The 19,004-nt window shown below is 58.7% G+C and carries 18 protein-coding genes; 10 read left to right on the top strand and 8 right to left on the bottom strand.

Annotation, left to right across the window (positions count from 1 at the left end):
- A partial coding sequence (locus PSV43_RS19955) for a nitrilase-related carbon-nitrogen hydrolase (RefSeq protein WP_300201669.1) occupies positions 1–485 on the top strand: 485 nt, incomplete at its 5' end.
- Positions 486–497: 12 nt separating this feature from the next.
- Here the strand turns inward: PSV43_RS19955 and PSV43_RS19950 are convergent.
- Entirely contained in the window at positions 498–1,349 is an 852-nt protein-coding gene (locus PSV43_RS19950) for a L,D-transpeptidase family protein (RefSeq protein ID WP_300201666.1), read from the bottom strand.
- 168 nt (positions 1,350–1,517) lie between these two features.
- Between PSV43_RS19950 and PSV43_RS19945 the strand changes: the two genes are divergently transcribed.
- Both PSV43_RS19945 and PSV43_RS19940 read left to right on the top strand, forming a co-directional pair.
- Entirely contained in the window at positions 1,518–2,000 is a 483-nt protein-coding gene (locus PSV43_RS19945; protein WP_300201663.1) for a GNAT family N-acetyltransferase, read from the top strand.
- 81 nt (positions 2,001–2,081) lie between these two features.
- A complete protein-coding gene (locus tag PSV43_RS19940; protein WP_300201660.1) occupies positions 2,082–3,695 on the top strand; it encodes a DEAD/DEAH box helicase in 1,614 nt (537 codons plus the stop codon).
- Positions 3,696–3,816: 121 nt separating this feature from the next.
- On the opposite strand, the gene PSV43_RS19935 is transcribed toward PSV43_RS19940, so the two are convergent.
- The gene (locus PSV43_RS19935; RefSeq protein WP_300201658.1) at positions 3,817–4,734 is read right to left on the bottom strand and encodes a hypothetical protein; all 918 of its coding nucleotides are present in this window, start codon (positions 4,732–4,734) and stop codon (positions 3,817–3,819) included.
- 302 nt (positions 4,735–5,036) lie between these two features.
- Between PSV43_RS19935 and PSV43_RS19930 the strand changes: the two genes are divergently transcribed.
- The 4 genes from PSV43_RS19930 (at position 5,037) to PSV43_RS19915 (ending at position 8,701) form a co-directional block, all read left to right on the top strand.
- Entirely contained in the window at positions 5,037–5,696 is a 660-nt protein-coding gene (locus PSV43_RS19930; RefSeq protein WP_300201655.1) for a YdcF family protein, read from the top strand.
- Between the two features lie 82 nt (positions 5,697–5,778).
- Entirely contained in the window at positions 5,779–6,687 is a 909-nt protein-coding gene (locus tag PSV43_RS19925; protein WP_300201652.1) for a hypothetical protein, read from the top strand.
- A gap of 46 nt (positions 6,688–6,733) precedes the next feature.
- The gene (locus PSV43_RS19920; RefSeq protein ID WP_300201649.1) at positions 6,734–7,570 is read left to right on the top strand and encodes a hypothetical protein; all 837 of its coding nucleotides are present in this window, start codon (positions 6,734–6,736) and stop codon (positions 7,568–7,570) included.
- A gap of 129 nt (positions 7,571–7,699) precedes the next feature.
- On the top strand, positions 7,700–8,701 hold the full coding sequence (locus tag PSV43_RS19915; protein WP_300201646.1) for a hypothetical protein: 1,002 nt from the start codon (positions 7,700–7,702) through the stop codon (positions 8,699–8,701).
- 81 nt (positions 8,702–8,782) lie between these two features.
- On the opposite strand, the gene PSV43_RS19910 is transcribed toward PSV43_RS19915, so the two are convergent.
- The gene (locus tag PSV43_RS19910; RefSeq protein WP_300201643.1) at positions 8,783–9,460 is read right to left on the bottom strand and encodes a hypothetical protein; all 678 of its coding nucleotides are present in this window, start codon (positions 9,458–9,460) and stop codon (positions 8,783–8,785) included.
- A 56-nt stretch (positions 9,461–9,516) separates the two neighbouring features.
- On the opposite strand from PSV43_RS19910, the gene PSV43_RS19905 reads away from it, so the two are divergent.
- Entirely contained in the window at positions 9,517–10,428 is a 912-nt protein-coding gene (locus tag PSV43_RS19905) for a glycosyltransferase family 2 protein (RefSeq protein WP_300201640.1), read from the top strand.
- 9 nt (positions 10,429–10,437) lie between these two features.
- The gene (locus PSV43_RS19900) at positions 10,438–11,604 is read left to right on the top strand and encodes a glycosyltransferase (RefSeq protein WP_300201637.1); all 1,167 of its coding nucleotides are present in this window, start codon (positions 10,438–10,440) and stop codon (positions 11,602–11,604) included.
- A 3-nt stretch (positions 11,605–11,607) separates the two neighbouring features.
- On the opposite strand, the gene PSV43_RS19895 is transcribed toward PSV43_RS19900, so the two are convergent.
- From PSV43_RS19895 to PSV43_RS19885, 3 genes are all read right to left on the bottom strand, one after another.
- Positions 11,608–12,909 (bottom strand): nucleotide sugar dehydrogenase, encoded by a 1,302-nt coding sequence (locus PSV43_RS19895; protein ID WP_300201634.1) that lies wholly within the window; start codon positions 12,907–12,909, stop codon positions 11,608–11,610.
- A gap of 84 nt (positions 12,910–12,993) precedes the next feature.
- The gene (locus PSV43_RS19890; RefSeq protein ID WP_300201631.1) at positions 12,994–14,586 is read right to left on the bottom strand and encodes a glycosyltransferase family 39 protein; all 1,593 of its coding nucleotides are present in this window, start codon (positions 14,584–14,586) and stop codon (positions 12,994–12,996) included.
- Between the two features lie 18 nt (positions 14,587–14,604).
- The gene (locus PSV43_RS19885) at positions 14,605–15,312 is read right to left on the bottom strand and encodes a class I SAM-dependent methyltransferase (protein WP_300201628.1); all 708 of its coding nucleotides are present in this window, start codon (positions 15,310–15,312) and stop codon (positions 14,605–14,607) included.
- 234 nt (positions 15,313–15,546) lie between these two features.
- Here PSV43_RS19885 and PSV43_RS19880 point away from each other — a divergent pair, with 234 nt between their 5' ends.
- Positions 15,547–16,668 carry a glycosyltransferase gene (locus PSV43_RS19880; protein ID WP_300201625.1) on the top strand — a complete coding sequence of 374 codons (1,122 nt, stop codon included), beginning with the start codon at positions 15,547–15,549 and terminating at the stop codon, positions 16,666–16,668.
- A 43-nt stretch (positions 16,669–16,711) separates the two neighbouring features.
- On the opposite strand, the gene meaB is transcribed toward PSV43_RS19880, so the two are convergent.
- Both meaB and PSV43_RS19870 read right to left on the bottom strand, forming a co-directional pair.
- Positions 16,712–17,695 carry a methylmalonyl Co-A mutase-associated GTPase MeaB gene (gene meaB, locus PSV43_RS19875; protein WP_300201622.1) on the bottom strand — a complete coding sequence of 328 codons (984 nt, stop codon included), beginning with the start codon at positions 17,693–17,695 and terminating at the stop codon, positions 16,712–16,714.
- Positions 17,692–19,004 (bottom strand): methylmalonyl-CoA mutase family protein (locus tag PSV43_RS19870; RefSeq protein WP_300201619.1); only part of this gene is annotated, 1,313 nt, incomplete at its 5' end. The genes PSV43_RS19870 and meaB, both read right to left, overlap by 4 nt.

Genomic DNA, 19,004 nt, shown 5'->3' with positions numbered 1-19,004 from the left:
GGGAGTCGGAATTTTCGCCGGGCACGGAACTGCGGCTCTGGGAGTTTGCCGGGCTGCGCTTTGGGGTGGTGATCTGCCTCGACATCGAGATTCCTGAAATCAGCATGCGGCTGCGCGGGGCAGGGGTGGATGTGCTGCTGGTGCCGAGTGCCACGGAAACGGTTCTGGGGGTCGAGCGAGTGGATCGCTGCGCCTCGGCACGTGCCGTGGAACTGGGCTGCGTCGTCGGGGTGTGCCATCTTACGGGCAGGGCAGTGACCGATTTGATCGATGTGAATGTGGGCCGCACCGCCGTTTATTTTCCTTCGCAGGCCTCTTTCCGTAAGGATCCAAGGTGGAATGAGAGTGAAATCTACGAGAGCGGCATCCACAAGCAGCGGCTGACGCTTGACCCCAAGCTCTTGCAGGTCATGCGCAGGATGCCAATGGAGACGAATCCGTCGCTATTGAAAAAGATGCCAGCCTACGAGCTGGTGAGCGAGTGATCCTGCCGCAGATCAGGCCTTGGCCTTAGACTTGTGAGCGCCATGGCCCGCCACTTTGGTGTCGGACTTCGACTTGGAAGATCTCGACTTGTGCACGGGCTTTTCTTTCTCAGGTGCTGCCTTGGTCTTTTCCTTCGATTCGTTTTCCTCCGCCCTCTTCTTTTCACCTTCCGTGGGAGTGATGCGTGCGATTTCGATTGGCTGAGCGTCAAGCGTTGCCGGAGCAGTGAGAGCAGGAGAGCCATCGATATCTTCCTTGGCTGCAACCACCGCCTTTTCTTTTTCGCCAGGCGGCAGACCACCCTTGGTGATCACCACCTTGGCCCCGACGTTGATGGTATCGAACAGATCGACCACATCCTTCATGCCCATGCGCACGCAACCATAGCTGGCAGGTTTTCCGAGACGGTTTTCTTCCGGGGTGCCGTGGATGTAGATGAAGCGGTTGAAAGCATTTCTATTGCTGGTCTCCATGCCACGCAGCCAGAGGATGCGCGAGACGATGGGGTCACGGCCTGGGGCGTTGGGTTTGAGCACCTCGCCGTTCCAGCGGCGGCTTTTCAACACCGCGCCAGCAGGGAGGCCACGGCCGATTTTGGCGATGACTTCATGCTGGCCCAAAGGGGTCCGGTTGCTGCCTTTCTGGTCCCCAAGGCCGAATTTGGAAGTCGAGATGACATACTCCTTGGTCAGCTTGCCCTCGGTGTAGATGCCGAGTTTCTGATCTTTAACGCTGACCACCACGTCGCCTTTGGGCGTTGAGGTGCATTGACTGAGTGCTCCAGCCAGCAGAAAACCCCCGATGACCTTGATAAGGCAGTCATTGAAATGGGATTTTTTAGAAATCCGGCTAAAAAGCGGCATAGGCTAGAAGAATGATGTGAGCTAAGATATTCGCAACTCTGAATTATTACTGTTATCAACGCCAGCAACCGAGCAGCTATTTCGCAAGACCCGTGCCATTTGAACGATTGATGCTTGTTTCAAGACACTACTTATCACGCTTTTATTCAGTATTCAACCTTCGTAAATATGGACGCCCCCCCCCTTCTCATCCGCCCGTATCAGGAAAAGGACCTGCCGCAGTTGCGTCAGATCACCGTGGCATCCTTTGGCAGCGTCGCTTTGGAGCAGATGCTGGAGCACAAATTTGGCCTCTGGAATGAGCGCGACTGGAAGGTGCGCAAGGCCGGCCATATCGACGACGACGTGACGCAGTGCCCGGAGGGATGCTTCGTGGCTGAGCGCGGCACTGAGATCCTTGGCTATATCACCACCCGATTGGACCGCCTAAATGAGCGGGGACGCATTCCCAACGTCGCTGTGGTGGAAAGCGCCCGTGGGCTGGGGCTGGGCCGCCGCCTGCTCCAGCACGCGCTCGATTACATGCGTGAAGAGGGAATGAAGCTGGCGCAGATCGAAACCATGGCCTCAAATGCCATCGGCCAGCACCTTTATCCGAGCTGTGGTTTTGAAGAAGTTGCCCGCCAAGTGCACTATGCGATGAAGCTCTGACCCCATCCGTCGGATGTCTGCGGGTTTGCATTATCCCCCAAACTGGCCGATACACCATGCCTCCTACCTCTAGAAACGCTTGTGACCACCCCACGCAGACCCGAACACGCCCCGAAGAAACCCTCCCTTTTCAGCCGCTTTAAAGCCGGTCTGAAACGTGTCATTGGCGGAGACAAGAAGAAGGAGTCTGCCCCTGTGCCTGCCAAAGAGCATGGCCATTCGAAAGAACACCATCCTGCCACCATTCACGCGCACAAACGTCCGCATGACGACAAGCCGCGTGAGCACGCCCCACGGCAGCCGCGTGAAGCCCGGCCCCCCCGCGAGCGTAGCGATCGTCCTGAACGGCCGGAGCGTGACGCCCGCCGTGGCCCGCCGCGTGGTCGTGAGCGCGATGACAAGCGGCCGCCGCGTGGTCCTCGTGAGGACAAGCCTGAGCGGGTCAATTACACCGCCGTGGCTCCGCCAGCTTCGCCGCCCGTCCCGGAAGGACCCTTTCCTGAAGCCTTTGAAGTGCTCGGCCTCTCGCCTGCGGTGCTGGCAGCCATTCGTGAAAGCGGCTACGAAAAGCCCACGACCATTCAGGAAAAGTCCATCCCCATCATTCTCACAGGCAGGGATGTCATCGGTGCTTCGCAGACCGGCACTGGCAAGACCGCTGCGTTCGCCCTGCCCACACTCACCCGCATGGCGGCTCCCGGGAAATTCCGCGTTCTCGTTCTCGAACCCGTTCGCGAACTGGCCGCGCAGGTGGTCGAACAGTTTGAAAAGTATGGCAAGCACACCGGCCTGCGCGTTCTCCTCGTCCATGGTGGAGTGGGCTATGACAAGCAGCGTAAAGGACTGCAGGAGGGCGTCGATATCGTCGTAGCCACTCCCGGACGTCTCCTGGATTTCATGCAGGAAGGCATCGCCGACCTCCGTGGCATTGAAGTGCTGATCCTGGATGAAGTCGATCGCATGCTGGACATGGGATTCCTTCCTGACGTGCGCCGCATCATTGAAAAAACCCCGTCTGCGCGCCAGACGCTGTTTTTCTCCGCCACAATGCCGCCACAGATCAAGAGCCTTGCGGATTTCGCGCTCAAAGAGCCTGAAAGCGTCGAAGTGGGCATCCGCTTCTCGGCTGCGGAGACTGTGAGCCATTACATGTATCCGATCGCCAGCGATCAGCGCATGGAACTCCTGCTCGCCATCCTGAAGCAGACCCATTTCGAGAGCGTCATGATCTTCACCCGTACCAAAGTGCAGGCCGACCAGATCTATTCCGCCCTCAACCAGCTCAATGAATACAAGGTGGCAGTCATGCACTCCGACATTGGCCAGCGTGACCGCGAGCGCGCCCTGCAGGGCTTCCGCAACGGTGAATTCGAAATCATCGTGGCGACCGATCTCGCCGCGCGTGGTCTGGATGTCAGCGGCGTGACCCATGTCATCAACTACATGGTCCCCGAGCATTCGGAAGACTACGTCCACCGTATCGGCCGCACCGGCCGTGCGCAGAAGGAAGGGGATGCTTTCACTCTCTTCGCCGCCGACGAACTCATGAACGTGGCTTCCATCGAGCGTCTCATCAGCCAGAAGATCGAGCGCCGGAAGCTCGAAGGCTTTAGCTACAAATACACCACCGCACTCGATGACGAAGATCGCGCTCGCGCCATCCTCACCGGCCGGAAAAAGAAGAAGCGGCGGTAAAGCGCTTCGTTGTCAGGATTTGAGCCGCTCGTCGTCGTAAAGCCTGCGGCGGCGTTGAATGCAGTTCGCTGTCTGCGTCAATTTTCTCATGTCACGGAAGATTCTGAATGCCCGCCTGCGTTCACGGTGTAGGCCTGTCTTCACGAGGTATTAAACGAAGTTGGTGGATGTGCAGAATGGCCGCAGGCTCTCCCGCCGCCAGAAAGACAACCAACTGGTGGACCTGCAGGGGAGGAACAGAATTCGGCCAATGGATTTGAATTCGGTGGCGACCTGGCGTCATCCACGCTCCTGCGCGAAGACGTGGGCCTGCATCATGGTTTAAGTCGAGCCGCAAGCCCACTTCGACCGCATGCGAGGCCTCCAAGGTGCCATCAATTTCCAGACGATCAAAGAGTGTCCAGTCACGATCCCGGGCGTCAAGATGTGCGCTGGCTGCTTTTTGACGGGTACGTTCCAGCATCATTTGGCCATGCCCACTGATTTGTTCACTGTGGGAAGCCACCGCTGGCTCCATGGTCCAAAAAAAGCCACCAAGTCTTCCGGTGAAATCGGTCAGTACAGGAAACCTCCTGTCTGCCACATGCTGTGCCATCAGCACCTGTGCGGCCCATGCCAATGGCGGTGCTAGAAGGCTGACCACAGCCAGAACGCGGACGATCACTCGCACCCGCACCGATTGAAGCATGCCGGCCCCATTCCAGAGCGTGCCGGCGCCAATTCCTGCCATTCCCCACATGAGGTCCCCGAAGTCTGCGGTGCGGTGGAACCAAGGCTGGATGATCTCGATCAACGCGGTCAGAAGGCTCGCGGACAAAGCCGCGGAAAATACGCTGCGCTTATTCCTGCCGGCAGTGGCGCGGAAGAAGCGCTCCAATGCCATGCAGCAGATTCCCATCAGTGGCACGTGCATACGGTTGAGGCACTCTGCGCGCCAGCCTGCCGACCATCCGGCTGGCAGCGGCAGCAGCAGGAGGGCGACGCCGATCCCAACAAGCAGGGAAGACAGAATCAAAGAATGCAGAAAGGGACGCTTCAAGCCAGGTAATATCAAGAGGGGTGTGTTTTTGAGATAAGTGCGGAGAGAATGTCTGGCAATTGCCATGAGTCTGAGGTGACTGAAAGCATTGATTGGGTGGATTGAAGGCGAGTTTGATGATGTGAGGAGGGACTTTCTTTGCCACAGAGGTTGCAGAGTAGCCCCTGGTGAACCTACACTTCCGAGTGAACACGCTTTTGAAAATCGCCCTGCAGTTTACGCAGCCCCTTTGTATAATCTGGCTCCTGTTGGGGATTTGGGTGCTGAGGCAGCTTTGGAGCCGTCGTTGGGAAGGCCTGTGGATGCCTGCCACGGCCTGGCTGCTGCTCACGGTTATCTCATGCACGCCCCTAGCTGCCGTTCTCCTGGTAAGACTTGAAAACCAGAATCCCAAGGTTCAACTGAATCAACTCCCAGAGACGGATGCCATTCTATGCCTCGGTGGCGGCGTTGAACCCTCCTTGTCAGAGCCCACGGGATTTCATCTGAAAGTTGGAGCTGACCGACTGAGTACAGCGCTCACACTGGCGGCTGAGGGGAAGGCTCCACTGCTGATCCTGGGCGGCGGTGGATTTCCACATGAGGGCCGCATGTTTTCTGAGGCGGACGCGGTTCGTGACTACCTGGCAGATCACGTCTCTCTCAACATCCAATTACACAGCCTCGGAGTATGCAGTGACACACATGATGAGGCGCTCAAGGTTGCGACGCTGATGAAACAACGCGGTTTGAAGCGGCTTCTGCTCGTCACCAGTGCAAGTCACATGCCGCGTGCCGAGGCCGTTTTCCGCAAGACTGATGTGCAGGTGACCCCCGTCCCCTGCAACTACCACAGCAGCCTGAATCACCTGGGCGATCTTCAGTGGGTTCATTGGCCCAGCTACCATGGGTTTGAAATTTTTAGGTTTTGGGCGCACGAGATCATCGGCCATTATGTGTATGTCTGGCGCGGGTGGATTTGAGCGATGTTTTCCAGAATTCGTCTCCTTGGAATGATAGACCCGTGGTCTATCTCATTTCATCTCGGATACGAATGCATTACCTATGAACGCAAGCTTTTCCCAATCGATACCTGTGGCATTGTTTTGCTACGACCGGCCTGAGCTGCTGCGTCGGGTGTTGGCAGGGCTGAAAGCGGACCGTGTGCCTGCCCTGCATGTTTTCAGCGATGCGCCGGCATCCCCTGCGAGGCGTGAGTCCGTGGAGGAGGTCAGGGCAATTATTAAATCGGTGGATTGGTGCGAGGTCACGCTGGTTGAGCGCACTGACAATCTCGGATTGGGTGTGTCGATTCTAGAAGGTGTGAGCGCCGTGCTGGAAACATCTCAGGCTGTTATTGTGTTTGAGGATGACCTCGTTTGTGTGCCGGGAACATATGCCTACCTTTGTGCCGCCTTGCAGCAGTATCGCCATAGTGAGCAGGTGATGAGTGTGGCGGGATGGACGCATCCTGACGTCACTCCGGCAGATGTGGGAGTGCAGCCCTATTTCGACGGTAGAGCTGAGTGTTGGGTTTGGGGGACATGGGCTCGTGTCTGGCAAGGGATGAACGAACAGAATGCGTCGGACATCATGCGCAAAATGCGCCGCCGTGGAATGGATCCATTTCTCTATGGCGCGGATCTGGTCTCGATGGCTGCCGAGGAGCAGAGGCGCAACATCTGGGCGGTGCGTTGGCTGTATTGGCACCGATTAAACAGTGGATTCTGTTTTCGCCCGCCTTGGTCCATGGTTGAGCACATTGGCGCGGGGCCGGGTGCGACAAACGTGAAACGGGATGATGCTTGGGGGCAACCTGGGGAATTACGCGAAGCCCCCACCATCCCGGATATGTGGCCAGAGCCAGTGGAGCATCCTGATTGTGCCGCCCTTTGGCGCACGCGGTGTGGAGACCGTCCCGATTGGAAGGGGAAGGTAATGCGGCTGGTCAAAAGAGTTTTAAGTCGGTGGTGAGCGTGCCATAGTAGTCCTGATGTCAGGGATCAAAGAACCCATCCGCATGCTGATGCCGCCTTTATTGTGGCAGGCGGCGAAACGTCTGCATCGAACGTTTCTGTCAAAATCGGAGTGGGAAGCAGTGCCTGAAGGGTGGAGCTACGGCCAAACTCATCCAGAGGTTAAAGGTTGGAATGTCGAAGGCGTGCTGAAAGTGTACCAAAAAAAGTGGCCGCGTTTTTTGGAGATGATCTCTGGCCCGGGTCCTCTTGGCTTGGCGCATGAGTCGGAGTTGTCCTCAAGAGAGGAACTGGTGAGCCACAACATCGTGATGTCCTTTGGCTATGTGCTGTCTGTGGCCACTGGCGCTGGTCGGCGGCTGAAAATGCTGGATTGGGGAGGGGGTGTCGGGCACTACTTCCATCTGGCTCAGCGACTGCATCCTGACATAAAACTGGAATACCACTGCAAGGATGTACCACTGCTGGCAGAGCAGGGGCGCGTGTTCTGCCCTGGGCAACATTTCTCGGCTGACGAAGTCTGTCTGGACGATTCTTATGATCTGGTGATGGCCAGTGGATCAATGCACTTCACGGAGGACTGGCATGGCCTGCTGGGACGGCTGGCGAAGGCTTCTAGCGGTTATGTGTATGTGACGCTACTGCCTACCGTTTTGAAGGTGCCTTCGTTTGTGTTTGTCCAGCGTCCCTATGCCTACGGCTATGAAACCGAGTATCTGAGCTGGTGTGTGAACCGGGATGAACTGCTGACCGCCGCCCGGGAGCACTCCCTTCTTCTTGTGCGCGAGATGGTAGTAGGGCACCAGCCTCTGATCATGGGTGCACAGGAACAGAATGTGTACCGGGGTTTTCTGTTTTCGAAGCAATCCTTGGCGTCATGAGCTGTGATCACGAAAAACCAAGAGGAGGATTGGGTTTCATTGGCTCGAACTTGGCGCATCATCTCATGGGACTTGAGGCTAGGGTGACGTTATCAGCAAGGTCGGGGTCTTGGCCCGCCCATTGAAGCCATGACCAGAGAAACGCGGCACTTTTGCACCTATTTCGACCATCGTTTTCTCAGCCGTGGTCTTGCTCTTCATCATTCGCTGCTGGAGCACTGCCCTTCGTTTCATCTCTGGGTGCTGTGCCTTGATGAGCCTGTGCATGACGAACTTTTGGGCCTGAGCCTGCCGCATGTGACGCTGGTGCCGTTGTCGGAGTTGGAGGCTGATGACAGTGAGTTGCTCAAGGTGAAAGGGGGGCGGACAAGGGTGGAGTATTACTTCACCTGCACCCCTGCGTGGCCGTTGTGGCTTTTCAATCACGCACCTCATCTATACATGATCACCTACCTGGATGCAGACCTGTTCTTCTTTGCCGATCCTGCTCCCATTTTTGAAGAGCTCGGGGAACGCTCGGTGGGAATCATCTCACATCGCTTTCCATCCTCTATGCGCTGGCGTGAGTGCTACGGCATCTACAACGTCGGCTGGGTGAGCTTCCGACGTGATGAGAACGGCATTGCGTGCCTGCGGTGGTGGCGTGAACGTTGCATTGAATGGTGCCATGACCGTCAAGAGACCGGGAGGTTCGGGGACCAGAAGTATCTCGATGTGTGGCCAGAGCTTTTCGATGGCGTGGCAGTGCTAAAACACCCAGGAGCAAATGTCGCACCGTGGAACCTCGCCTGTCACACCCTGAACTGTGTGGACGGCAGAGTGATGTCTTGCGGCCTTCCTCTCATTTTTTTCCACTTTCATGGACTGCGCCGGGTCTGGCGGTGGCTGGTGGATCCCAATCTCGGCACTTACGGATCTCGTATCACGCCTGTGTTTCGTCGATATGTGCTCATGCCATATCTCGTTTGTCTGCGAACCACTGCGACAACGGCGGAAGATGCGCTGCCTGCAGGGGGGCGCGATATGAATGCTGGCCGCCATCTCTGGTTGAGGTGGTTGAAGTCTGCTGCTGCAGTTCTGCTTGGGCTGCTGCGTGGGACGATTACCGTGTGGATCGGCAGAGGTGCCTAACCTTCTGCATCCTGCTGCTGTGCTGAAAAACCGAGGCGATCCCGTCTGGATGAAATGGCTTTGTAAGGAAGGTGTCCATTTTCAACATTCTGGCTTTAGGCAGCCATAGACATCTATCGGCCATTTTCCTCCTGAGTGGGGCAGAATGCTGTGCGCACGCATGAAAACTGAAGTGCACCAAGTGTAGTCGTTTACGGGCCCAAAGCCATGAAAGTCGATCTCCACCAGGCCTTGGGCACGCAGCCAGGCGCAAACCTCTGGGTACCAGTCGGCGTTGTCCAGAAGGAGAAAACCTCCTGGGGCGAGAAAGGGCAGTGATGCCTTGGCGCTTTCAAAGCGCATCAGACCGTCAATAATGATCACGTGAAAGGTTTGTTCGCTGCCCAACGGAGCCTGTGCGTAGTCAGTTGCTTCCACTGGGCCAATGACGGTCAGGTTGGCCGGAGCTCGCAGTCTAAGCGTCTCTGCCCACTTGGTTTCCCCTTCGACTGTGGTGACAGATTCGGCTCTTTCCGCCCACCAAAGCGAGCTTTGTCCCCCACCGTATTCGAGCACGTTGGACCGCGAGAAGTCCAGCTGGCTGAGGTAATCAAGCGCCGGATAAGTGATCCAAGGTATCGGGTGGCCCTGCGCATCCATGGGTAATCCCGTCTTGATGCTTTGCCACTGAGCACGTCGGAACATCAGTGTTTGCAGCACTCGCATCGCTTTGCCTACTCGGGGGAAAAGACGATGAATCGCGCGTTCAAGAAGGGTCATGGCCGCTGCATTAATCCTTGCTTGCGGCTTGAGTGGCAAGCTCGTATTTGGGACTGATGCTGGCTCCTTCTCCCATTGCCCATGTGCAGCACTTGGTTTGGATCTTGGTTCCCGTCCACAACCGGCGGGTCATCACGAAGCGTTGTCTGGCGCATCTGGAGGAGCTTGACATTCGTTCCTGGGCCGAGGTGCTGGTCATTGATGATGGGAGCGGTGACAGGACTGCAGAGATGCTCAGTGAAGATTTTCCATGGGTGCGCACCGTGAGAGGTGACGGCCGCCTGTGGTGGGGCGGTGGCATCCGGCTCGGCATGGAAACGGCTTTGTCCGCCGGGGCCGAGTGTGTGTGCTGGCTGAATGACGACAGTCTGCCCGAGCAAGGCAGCCTGGAGGGGCTGGTTCACCTGGCCATGGAGAGAAAGGCTGTTTGTGGAGGCGTCTGCCGGACTCCGGATGGAGCTTTTTTGTATTCGGGGGGCTTCATCAAGCGGCGGTGGCCGAGGCACTTTCCTTCTGCTCCAGATCCGGCGGAACCTCCGCTGCCTGTGGAATGGCTGCATGGTAACATGGTGGCCATTCCTGCATCGGTCTGTGCGCGAATCGGACTGCCAGAGAGACGCTGGATCAAACACAACTTTGCGGATGTCGATTTCACACTGCGTGCCCACGAGGCTGGCATCCCTGTTCTGCTGGTGCCTTCGGCCCTGGGTGTGGCAGATCGCAATGATACGGCGACCTATTGGTCATGGGCGGACGTTCGTCTTTCATGGTTCGCCATCATGCGAGGTTTTGGCAGCCCGAAGGTTTGGTGGTATGCGCCGGGCTTCGTGCGCTTCAAAATAGTTCACTTTGGATTGCTGGGGGCCTTGGATTGCGGCTGGCTTTTCTGCAAGGCCGGGGCGATCATCCTTTTTAAGTGCCTTCCCAGCCGGTGGGTGACACCCCGCAGCCGAAAGATCAAAAAGTAGACTTCTTTGATGTCCGACGAATCCATTAGCAGTCGCCCTCCTCTCGCGGGTTTCCAATGGGTGGTTTTCGGGCCTGACTGGGGGCGGCATCCTTCCGTCAGCCAGCACCTCTTCAGTGAGTTTCTTGGCTTCAGTCCTGTGCTTTGGGTGGAAACAGTGGGCTTGCGTGTGCCGCAGTGGAACAGGCGTGATCTCGGGCGTTCGGTGCAGAAAATCGTCGATTTCGTCTCCGGGAGGCGTCGTCTTTTTGCCGCAGCTCCTCATGGTTTGACGGTCATCTGCCCACCGACTCTGCCCTTCACGAGGATTAAGCTCGTCAGAAAGCTCAACGTCTGGCTGGTGCGGCGAAGTGTGGAAAAAGCCACGCGACGGCTTCAATTTAAAAAGCCCATACTCGTGGTCACCACGCCGTCACAGGTGGATTTTGTCGGCAGGCTGGGAGAGGGGCTGAGCGTTTACTACTGCGCAGACCAGTACGCCCTTTGGCCGGGAATGAATCAGCAGCACATTTTGCAGATGGAGCGCATGCTGATGGAGCGGGTGAATGGCATCGTGGCTGTCTCGGATCCTCTAGCTGCTCAATTGCAACGATCCGGCAAGCCCGTTTACACCTTGAACCAAGGGGTGAACCCGGTTCATTTTTCCCGTTCTCAGCCGCAGCAATCCACGGGGCGTTTTGAGGTTGTGTATTTTGGAATGATTGATGAGCGGGTTGACCTCGACCTCATTGTGGAGATCGCCCGCCGATTGCCGCAGGCGGCCATCCGGCTTATCGGTCAAGCTAAGATCCCTCTCCACAAGCTCGCAGGGGTGGCTAACATTCATGTGGAGCCCGCCATGCCGTATGAGGATCTGCCGGGGAGCTTAAATACCGCCAATCTCTTCATCATTCCTTTCGTGCTGACTGAACTCGCGCGCAGCTGCAGCCCGCTCAAGATCAAAGAGTATCTGGCGTGTGCGCGTCCCGTGATCTCCACAGCGCTTCCTGAGGCTGAGGGGCTCTCTCAATTTGTCCATGTCGCCAAGGATCGAAACGCATTCGTGGAAGCTGTGGTCGCAGCCTCTGAAGGCCAGCTCTCATTCGACGTGTCAGGAACTCAGCGCTTCATTGAGTCTGAAACCTGGCAGGCCAAGGCGGTGGAGTTCGGTCAGTTCGTGAGCGGACTCCACGTCTAAATCTCACCAGCAGATTCCCTCATACTGCCAGGAAAGGGTCGATAATTCTCTCCAGCCATGGACATCGATCACGATTTGATCCGGACGGGCCAGCTCCGCCAGTGTTTCGAAGGGAACGCATTTCTGAGACACCACGATCACATCACTGGATTGCAGCACCTCCTTGGCGTCCTGCTTTAAAAGCTGCGCGAGATGCGGCATGCGTGCCTGGATCTGCTGCTCGTTGGCGCCGATGAGGCGGGAAAGATTGATGTGTGGATCGTAGATGCTGAGTTCGTGGCCGCGTCCGAGCAGGGTCTCTGCCGCCGCCACCATGGGGCTGCCGCGCAGGTCGTCCGTGTTTGCCTTGAAAGCGAGGCCGAGGAAGCCGATGCGGCGCTTCGACTTGCCCTCGATCAGGCTGACGAAGAGGTCCTGATGAGCCGCATTGGTGGCTGCGGTATTTTCAAGCAGAGGCAGGCTGAGGTTTTCCTGGCGAGCGAATGATTTCAGCGCGGAGACGTCCTTGGGCAGGCAGGAGCCGCCGAAAGGGTTGCCGGGCTTCATGTAATAGCGGGAGATGTTCAGCCGCGTGTCGGCGCACAGCACGTCCATGACGCGGGTGCCGTCTTCTCCCAAGTGCTTGCACAGGCGGCCAATCTCATTGGCAAAACCCACTTTCAGAGCATGGAAGTAGTTGCAGGAGTACTTGATCATTTCAGCACCTTCCCATGCCAGGACGGACGGCTGACCGCCCAAAATTTCGCACACAGCATCATCCACGGGTGCCGTGCCATCGTGAGTGCCGATGACCACCAAGGAGGGCTCGCGAAAGTCCCGAACGGCGGTGCCTTCCCGCAGAAACTCAGGGCAGTAGTAGACGCGCACCTGGCCGGATGCCACCAAGTCTGCCAGCATGTCAGTGACGAGCGCGCGGGTGCTGCCGGGCAGCATGGTGCTGCGGTAGAGCAGAATATGCGTCTTCTTGGACTCCGTGATGGCCGCGACGATCTGAGCTGTGACCTTGTGAACGTAGTCGAGATTGAGTTTGCCGTTGGGCAGGGAAGGGGTGCCTACACAGACGATGCTGACATCGGTCGTCGTCACAGCCAGGCGGACATCCAGAGTGGCCCCGAGCCGGTTTTCAACAGTCGCCTGTTTGAGCAGGTCGTCGATTTCTGGTTCGACGATGGGTGACTGCCCACGGCCAAAGGCATCCACCTTGGCGGCATGCAGATCCACGCCGATGACGCGGTGTCCTTGCTCTGCCAGGCATGCCGAGGTGACTGCGCCGACGTAGCCGAGTCCGAAAACTGAAACATTCATGTGGGGAGGGTGGTCGGGAAAAAGTGAGTCCGATCTTTCGTGCTGGAGTCTCTACAGTCAAACAGCGCCATAAAATTGGAACGATTAATTCTGCGCATTTGTGGGAGCCGGGAGAGTTCGCTGATACACATGCAGCACACCCGTTTCTCCGGGGCGACGGGTGACGGGCTGCTCAAAGTCAAGGCGCCAGCGACCCTCTGCTGATTGCATGGCCGAGAGCAGATGGCGCTCATGAGGCTGCTGCCTCTCAGGAGGTACGGAGAGATCCACGAATACACGGGTGATCTGCAATTTGTCGAGTTTTTCCAGCAACTGGGCCGTGCTAGCAAAAGTTGATTGATAGCCGCGACCGAGCCAGTCACTGGAAGCTAGTTCTTTGCTGCCGCGATAGACTCTGAGAAGGGAGGGCGCGCGCTGTGGGCAACCAAACGCTGCCGCAGCGATGACCGCACCCTCTCCGCGCGGATCGGACGCGACGAGCCAGCGGGTGGTCTGGTTGTTCGCGTAGTTGGGAAGCGACTTGGTAACCGCGGATCCAAAACCATGGACCTCTTTTGAGGGGATTTTTGCGTTCTCGCCAATCCCGACTGTCAAAATGGCAGCAAGTCCAACAGCGCGGTATGGGCGCAATCGCTGGCATACTCGATCAGCCGCCAGCATCGCACCCACCAAAAGTGCTGGCAGTGCAGGCAGAAGATATCTGCTTTCAAGCCCTGCGGGAATCAGAAGTATGATCAGCCCAGTTCCCGCCAACATGCAGACCACGGCTGCCGATAAAGCTGAATCACGTCTGTGTGAACGACTTGTTTTCAAAAGCAAAGCAATGCCTGCGACCGCGAGCACCGTCAGCAAGATGCCAATCGTGCGCGGCAGCTCATGCGCGTAGAAGGCCAGGGCCGCCGGTACAAACTCGCGAAGAGGTACGTGGATCATGCCCTCGGCGGTGATTTTGGATGAATACAGCATCCATGGTCCGGCGACGAGTGCGACGGGCACTGCGGAAAACCACCACGACATTTTTTTGAGCAGAGACCACCGACCACAGAGCATGGTTGTCAGTGGAGGGATGACGCAAAGCGCCATGGCCGATCCTTTGGTCAGAATGGCTGCTGTGGCCAGCAATCCGAATCCTGCCACCCGGCGCAGCGAAGGGCGGTTGAGATAGTCCTTCCACGAAACTGCCGCCAGAACGGAGAGCAGGACCATCAGTGTGTCCGACATGATGAGCTGGTTCTGCTTGAGGCAGACCGGGAGCAGAGAAATCAAGAACCCTGCGATGAATGCCGCAGGCATCGACATCAGCTTGGAGGCCACGCGGTAGGTGAGTGCTGCCAAGCCAGCCGCTAGCAGGCTTTGCAAAATGAGCAGACTCTGCACAGAAGCCCATGGCAGCAGCCACAAACCTGCGACGAGATAAAATCCTGGGGGGTAGTGTCCCAAGGCAACCTTGGGAAAGTCGGCATAATATTGGTTGGCGAAAGCCAGCGGGGACTTGCCCCAGCCTTCCGCCAAATAGTCACGCACCATCAAACTGGTCACCGCATGAGCCGCTTCGTCTGGGTCTCCTCCCAGGTCGGAGGTCCAGCCGCCCCGGGTGGCAATGAACCCCAGATTCAACACCAGGCTTATCAGCAGAACGATCCATGTTGAGCGTCGGCGCAGCAGGTTCTGCGTCATAGGCGAGACGTCCATATGCTAGGAAAGGGGTTTTTGTGCCAGAACGAGATACTGGCCACCGAGGGGAAGCTTGCACAGGGCTGGCTCCAGTGGCCTGAGTGCGGCAAGTGCTCCTGGGAAGACAAATAAATAATCGGTCCCGAGGGTGTTGAGGCCGCCTTCCCGAAGAAGACGCCGTGCTTGAAACGGAAACAGCATTTGCGCGTCCTTGTCAAAAGGCACCCGGCTCATGACCCAGTGTACGGCGGGGTTCCAGCGGTTGTTCTCCCAAAAGGCGAAGACTCCGCCCGGCTTCAAGCTCTTCCAGACCAGGCGAACTGCTGCGAGGCGCTCTGCTGGCGGGATGTGATGAAACACACCATTGCAGAAGGCGAAGTCAAAGGTTCCGCCCGCTGCGGTCGTCTCATCCGTAGTGAACTGGGCGGCCGACCACGGGGTTTGCTGGCGGGCTTGTAGAATGGAATCTGCCGAAGGGTCAAACCCCAGATAGCGCGACACTCCCAGTCCGTTGCGCAAAAATTCGGCCGAAGTGCCCGTGCCACAGCCAAAGTCCAGACATGATTCCGTGCGGCAACCATGCTGCGCCAGTCTGGAGCGCAGCCACTGGACTCGCCCATCGGCATAGTACTCTTTTGACTCGCCGGTCAATGCGAGCCCCTGGTTCAGGGCCGCATCGTAGTTGGCCGCGTAGGCATCAAATTCGGCTGGAGTGGGGGCTTCGGACATGAGGCAGATTGCATCTAGGTTCACACGGGGGACCTGGCAACTGATTCGACGTTAAGCAGCAATTTTGACAGAGGCAGGCCAATGGGTTGACCTAGGGGGGGCGTGATGCGAAAACTTGTGTTCTCGTGCAGTCGGCACAGTCATTCTTTTCATGGACCCTTTCATCGCAACTCGTCACCCTCCCTTCTCTGGGACTGCAGCACATCCTGCCATGACCGCCAACTCCCTGCGAGCATGAGTACTGCAACTCTGCGCGTGCTGCATGTGCTGGACTCACTGGCTCCCGGCGGGCTGGAAAATGGTGTGGTGAATGTCGCACGCAGGCTGCACGGCGAGTGTTTTGACATTCACGCGGCCTGCCTGCGCTTTCGCGGCGACTTCGCCGCTCGCATGCCTGAGCCGGACAAGGTCGTGGTCATGGGCAAGACGAGCGGCTTCTCATGGAAAGCTGTGCGGGCGCTGCGCAAACACATGAAAGCGACCGACGCGCACCTGCTGCACAGTCACAATCTGGGCACGCTGATCTACGCCGCGCTTGCCACTTTTGGCGGACGCACCTTGCCGGTCGTGCATGGCGAGCATGGCCAGGTGCAGAGTCAGGATCTCACGTCGAAGCGCCGTTGGCAGCGCCGCTTGCTGTTCGCGATGTGCAGTCATGTGCATGTCGTTTCCAGCAGTGTGCGGGACAATCTGCAGAGTCTCGGGCTGGACCCGAAAGGCCGCATCATCGTGACGCCCAACGGCGTGGACAGTGAGCGCTTTGCACCCGCTGAGGCGCGCATGGCGCTTGGCTTCGCCGCTGACGATCAGGTCATCGGCATCGTGGGCCGCCTTGTGGCGCTGAAACGGCATCAGATGCTGTTTGATGCCTTCACTCAGATCGCACAGGAGTTCCCGCGTCTGCATCTGCTGGTGGTGGGAGATGGCGGAGCGGAGAGGGAGCAGCTCATCGCAGCGATGCAGCAGCACCCGCTGGCCGCACGCATCCGCTGGGCCGGACATCAGGATGATCTGCCGCCGTATTATCGGGTCATGGATCTGCTGGCCGCGCCGTCGGAGATCGAAGGGCTGTCCAATGCGGTGCTGGAGGCGATGGCGACGGCGGTGCCCGTCCTGGCCCATGCCGCCTGCGGCAACGCGGAGGTTATTGAAGATGGTCAGAACGGCTACCTATCACATCTCGACACAGCGGCAGATCTGGCTATGGCACTGCGAGCGGCGCTGTCATCTCCGGGGGAGTTGCGCCGGCGCGGTGCTGCGGCCCGTGACACGGTGCTGCAACGCTACTCGATGGCGGCGATGGCGGAGAGCTATCGCAAGTTGTATCGCTCAGGCGTGAAGGGCGCAGTTGGTTGAGGCGCAGCGGAAAATACGCGTGCGTTATGCAGCTCTCATCGCCTCAGTCGGTGGCGGTCAGCAGTCGGTCCATGGTTTGGCGCACCATGGCCGTGGGAAGTCCGTGCTGGGGCCATTGCGCGGCGAAAGCCTGGGCGTGAGCCGCGACCACTGGGTGGCCCTTGAGCCATTTCATAACGGCTTGTTCGAGGGCTAGTTTAAATTCGACCGCGACCTGGGCACGCCGCCGGTCGGGCAGGTGGTGCAGGGCGGATTGCTCGAATGCGGTGACTCGATCATGCAGCGCAGAGAGCAGGGCTGCGTCATGCACGCTGACGGGCAGGAACTCCCGACGGCTGCCGGGCAAACGCGAGACATAGGAGGAAGGCGCATGGGTGAACTCGGCGAGGGTATGCTCGGCTTGCGTTCGCAGTTCGCCATCGCACTTGGTGACGGCGATGATGTCAGCGTACTCGATCAGCCCGCGCTTGACGGCTTGCAGGCCATCGCCGCCGCCGGGATCCACCAGCAGGAGCACGAGATCCGCGATGTCGGCGACATGCCGTTCGCTTTGGCCGATGCCGACGGTTTCGATGAGGATGAAGTCATAGCCCGCAGCCTCGCACAGTCGCACTGCGGCGCTGGTGGCGGCGCCAATACCGCCGAGCAGATCGGCCGACGGCGATGGGCGTACATACGCGGCAGGGTGATGGCTGAGGCCGTCCATGCGGGTCTTGTCCCCCAGCAGGCTGCCACCGTTGGCCGGGCTGGAGGGATCAATCGCCAGTACGGCCACGCGCCGCCCTTGCTGGCAAAGACGGAGTCCCAATGCCTCGATGAAGGTGCTCTTCCCGACGCCTGGAGCACCGGTGACGCCGAGCCGGAACGAGGGTGCTGCGGGTGGCCCAAGGTGGTCGAACAAAACGGCGGCGGCATCCTGGTCGGCCTCCCGGGTGCTTTCAACCAGCGTGATGGCACGTGCCAGAGCGGTGCGATCTCCCCTGCGCATGCCTTCGGCCAAGGCGTGTGGAGACGGGGTGGGGTTCATGGTTTTGCCAGGCTGTCGAGCACGCTGTTGGCACAGTCTGGCAGACGCGAGCCTGGGCCGAAAATGGCGGCCACACCCTCGGCCAGAAGGGAGGGCTGATCAGCGTCTGGGATGATGCCGCCGACCACCACGCAAACATGCCCGGCATCACTGCGCTGGAGTTGCTCCAGAAGCTCTGGCACCAGAGTGGTGTGGGCTCCGGCAAGGGTGCTGATGCCGATGACGTGGACGTCGTTGTCGAGCGCCTGACGGCACACCTCTTCCGGTGTGCGGAACATGGGAGCGAGGTCCACGTCGAAACCGAAATCCGCAAAGGCTCCAGCCACCACCTTGGCACCGCGATCATGACCATCCTGGCCCATCTTCGCGACGAGGATGCGCGGCCGGCGCCCCTGCTGCGAGGCAAAGGCGGCGACGCGTTCGCGTACGGCAATGATTTCCGCATCTTCATTCATGTCCGCACCATACGCACCGGAGACAACTTGCACCACTGCGGTATGGCGGGTGAAGACTCGCTCCAGCGCGTCGGAGATTTCGCCCAGAGTGGCACGCATGCGGGCGGCATCGATGGTGAGCTGCAGGAGGTTGCCTGCACCACTTTGTGCAGCGGCTTCCAGCGCCGCGAGGGCGGCGGCGACACCCATGGGATCTCGTTTGCGGCGCACTGCATGCAGTCTGGCGACCTGGGCTTCGCGAACGGTCTGGTTGTCGATGCTGCGGATCTCTATGGGGGTGTCGTTGTCGCGTTGAAAGCAGTTCACGCCGACGATGCGGTCTTTCCCGGCATCAATACGGCCCTGACGTGCTGCGGCCGCATGTTCGATGTGTCGTTGCGGGATGCCTTTGGAGATCGCCTCGACCATGCCACCGACGGTGTCGATTTCTCGGATCAATTCCAGCGCTTCCTCTGCGAGAGCAGCGGTGCGCTCCTCCACCGCCAGCGAGCCGCCCCAGGGATCGACCACGGCACAGGCATCCGTCTCATGTTGCAGGATCAGCTGAGTGTGGCGGGCGATCCGCGCTGCGCCGTCCGACGGCAGGGCGACTGCTTCGTCGAGCGAATTGGTGTGCAGCGACTGCGTGTGCCCGTGAACAGCTGAGAGTGCTTCCAAAGTCGTGCGAATGACGTTGTTCATGGGGTCATGGCGCGTGAGGCTCCAGCCGCTGGTCTGACAATGGCAGCGCAGGGCGAGCGCCTTGGGAGAGCGGACGCCGAGGTCCCAGAGCATTCGTGCCCACAGGCCACGTGCGGCGCGGAGCTTGGCGATCTCTGTCAGGTAATCCATGCCCTGCGCCCAAAAGAAGGACA

The organism is Prosthecobacter sp., assembly GCF_029946185.1.
Lineage (GTDB): Bacteria > Verrucomicrobiota > Verrucomicrobiia > Verrucomicrobiales > Verrucomicrobiaceae > Prosthecobacter.
The sequence above is the reverse complement of the archived record's forward strand: the minus strand, read 5'-3'. Positions and strand labels throughout refer to the sequence as shown.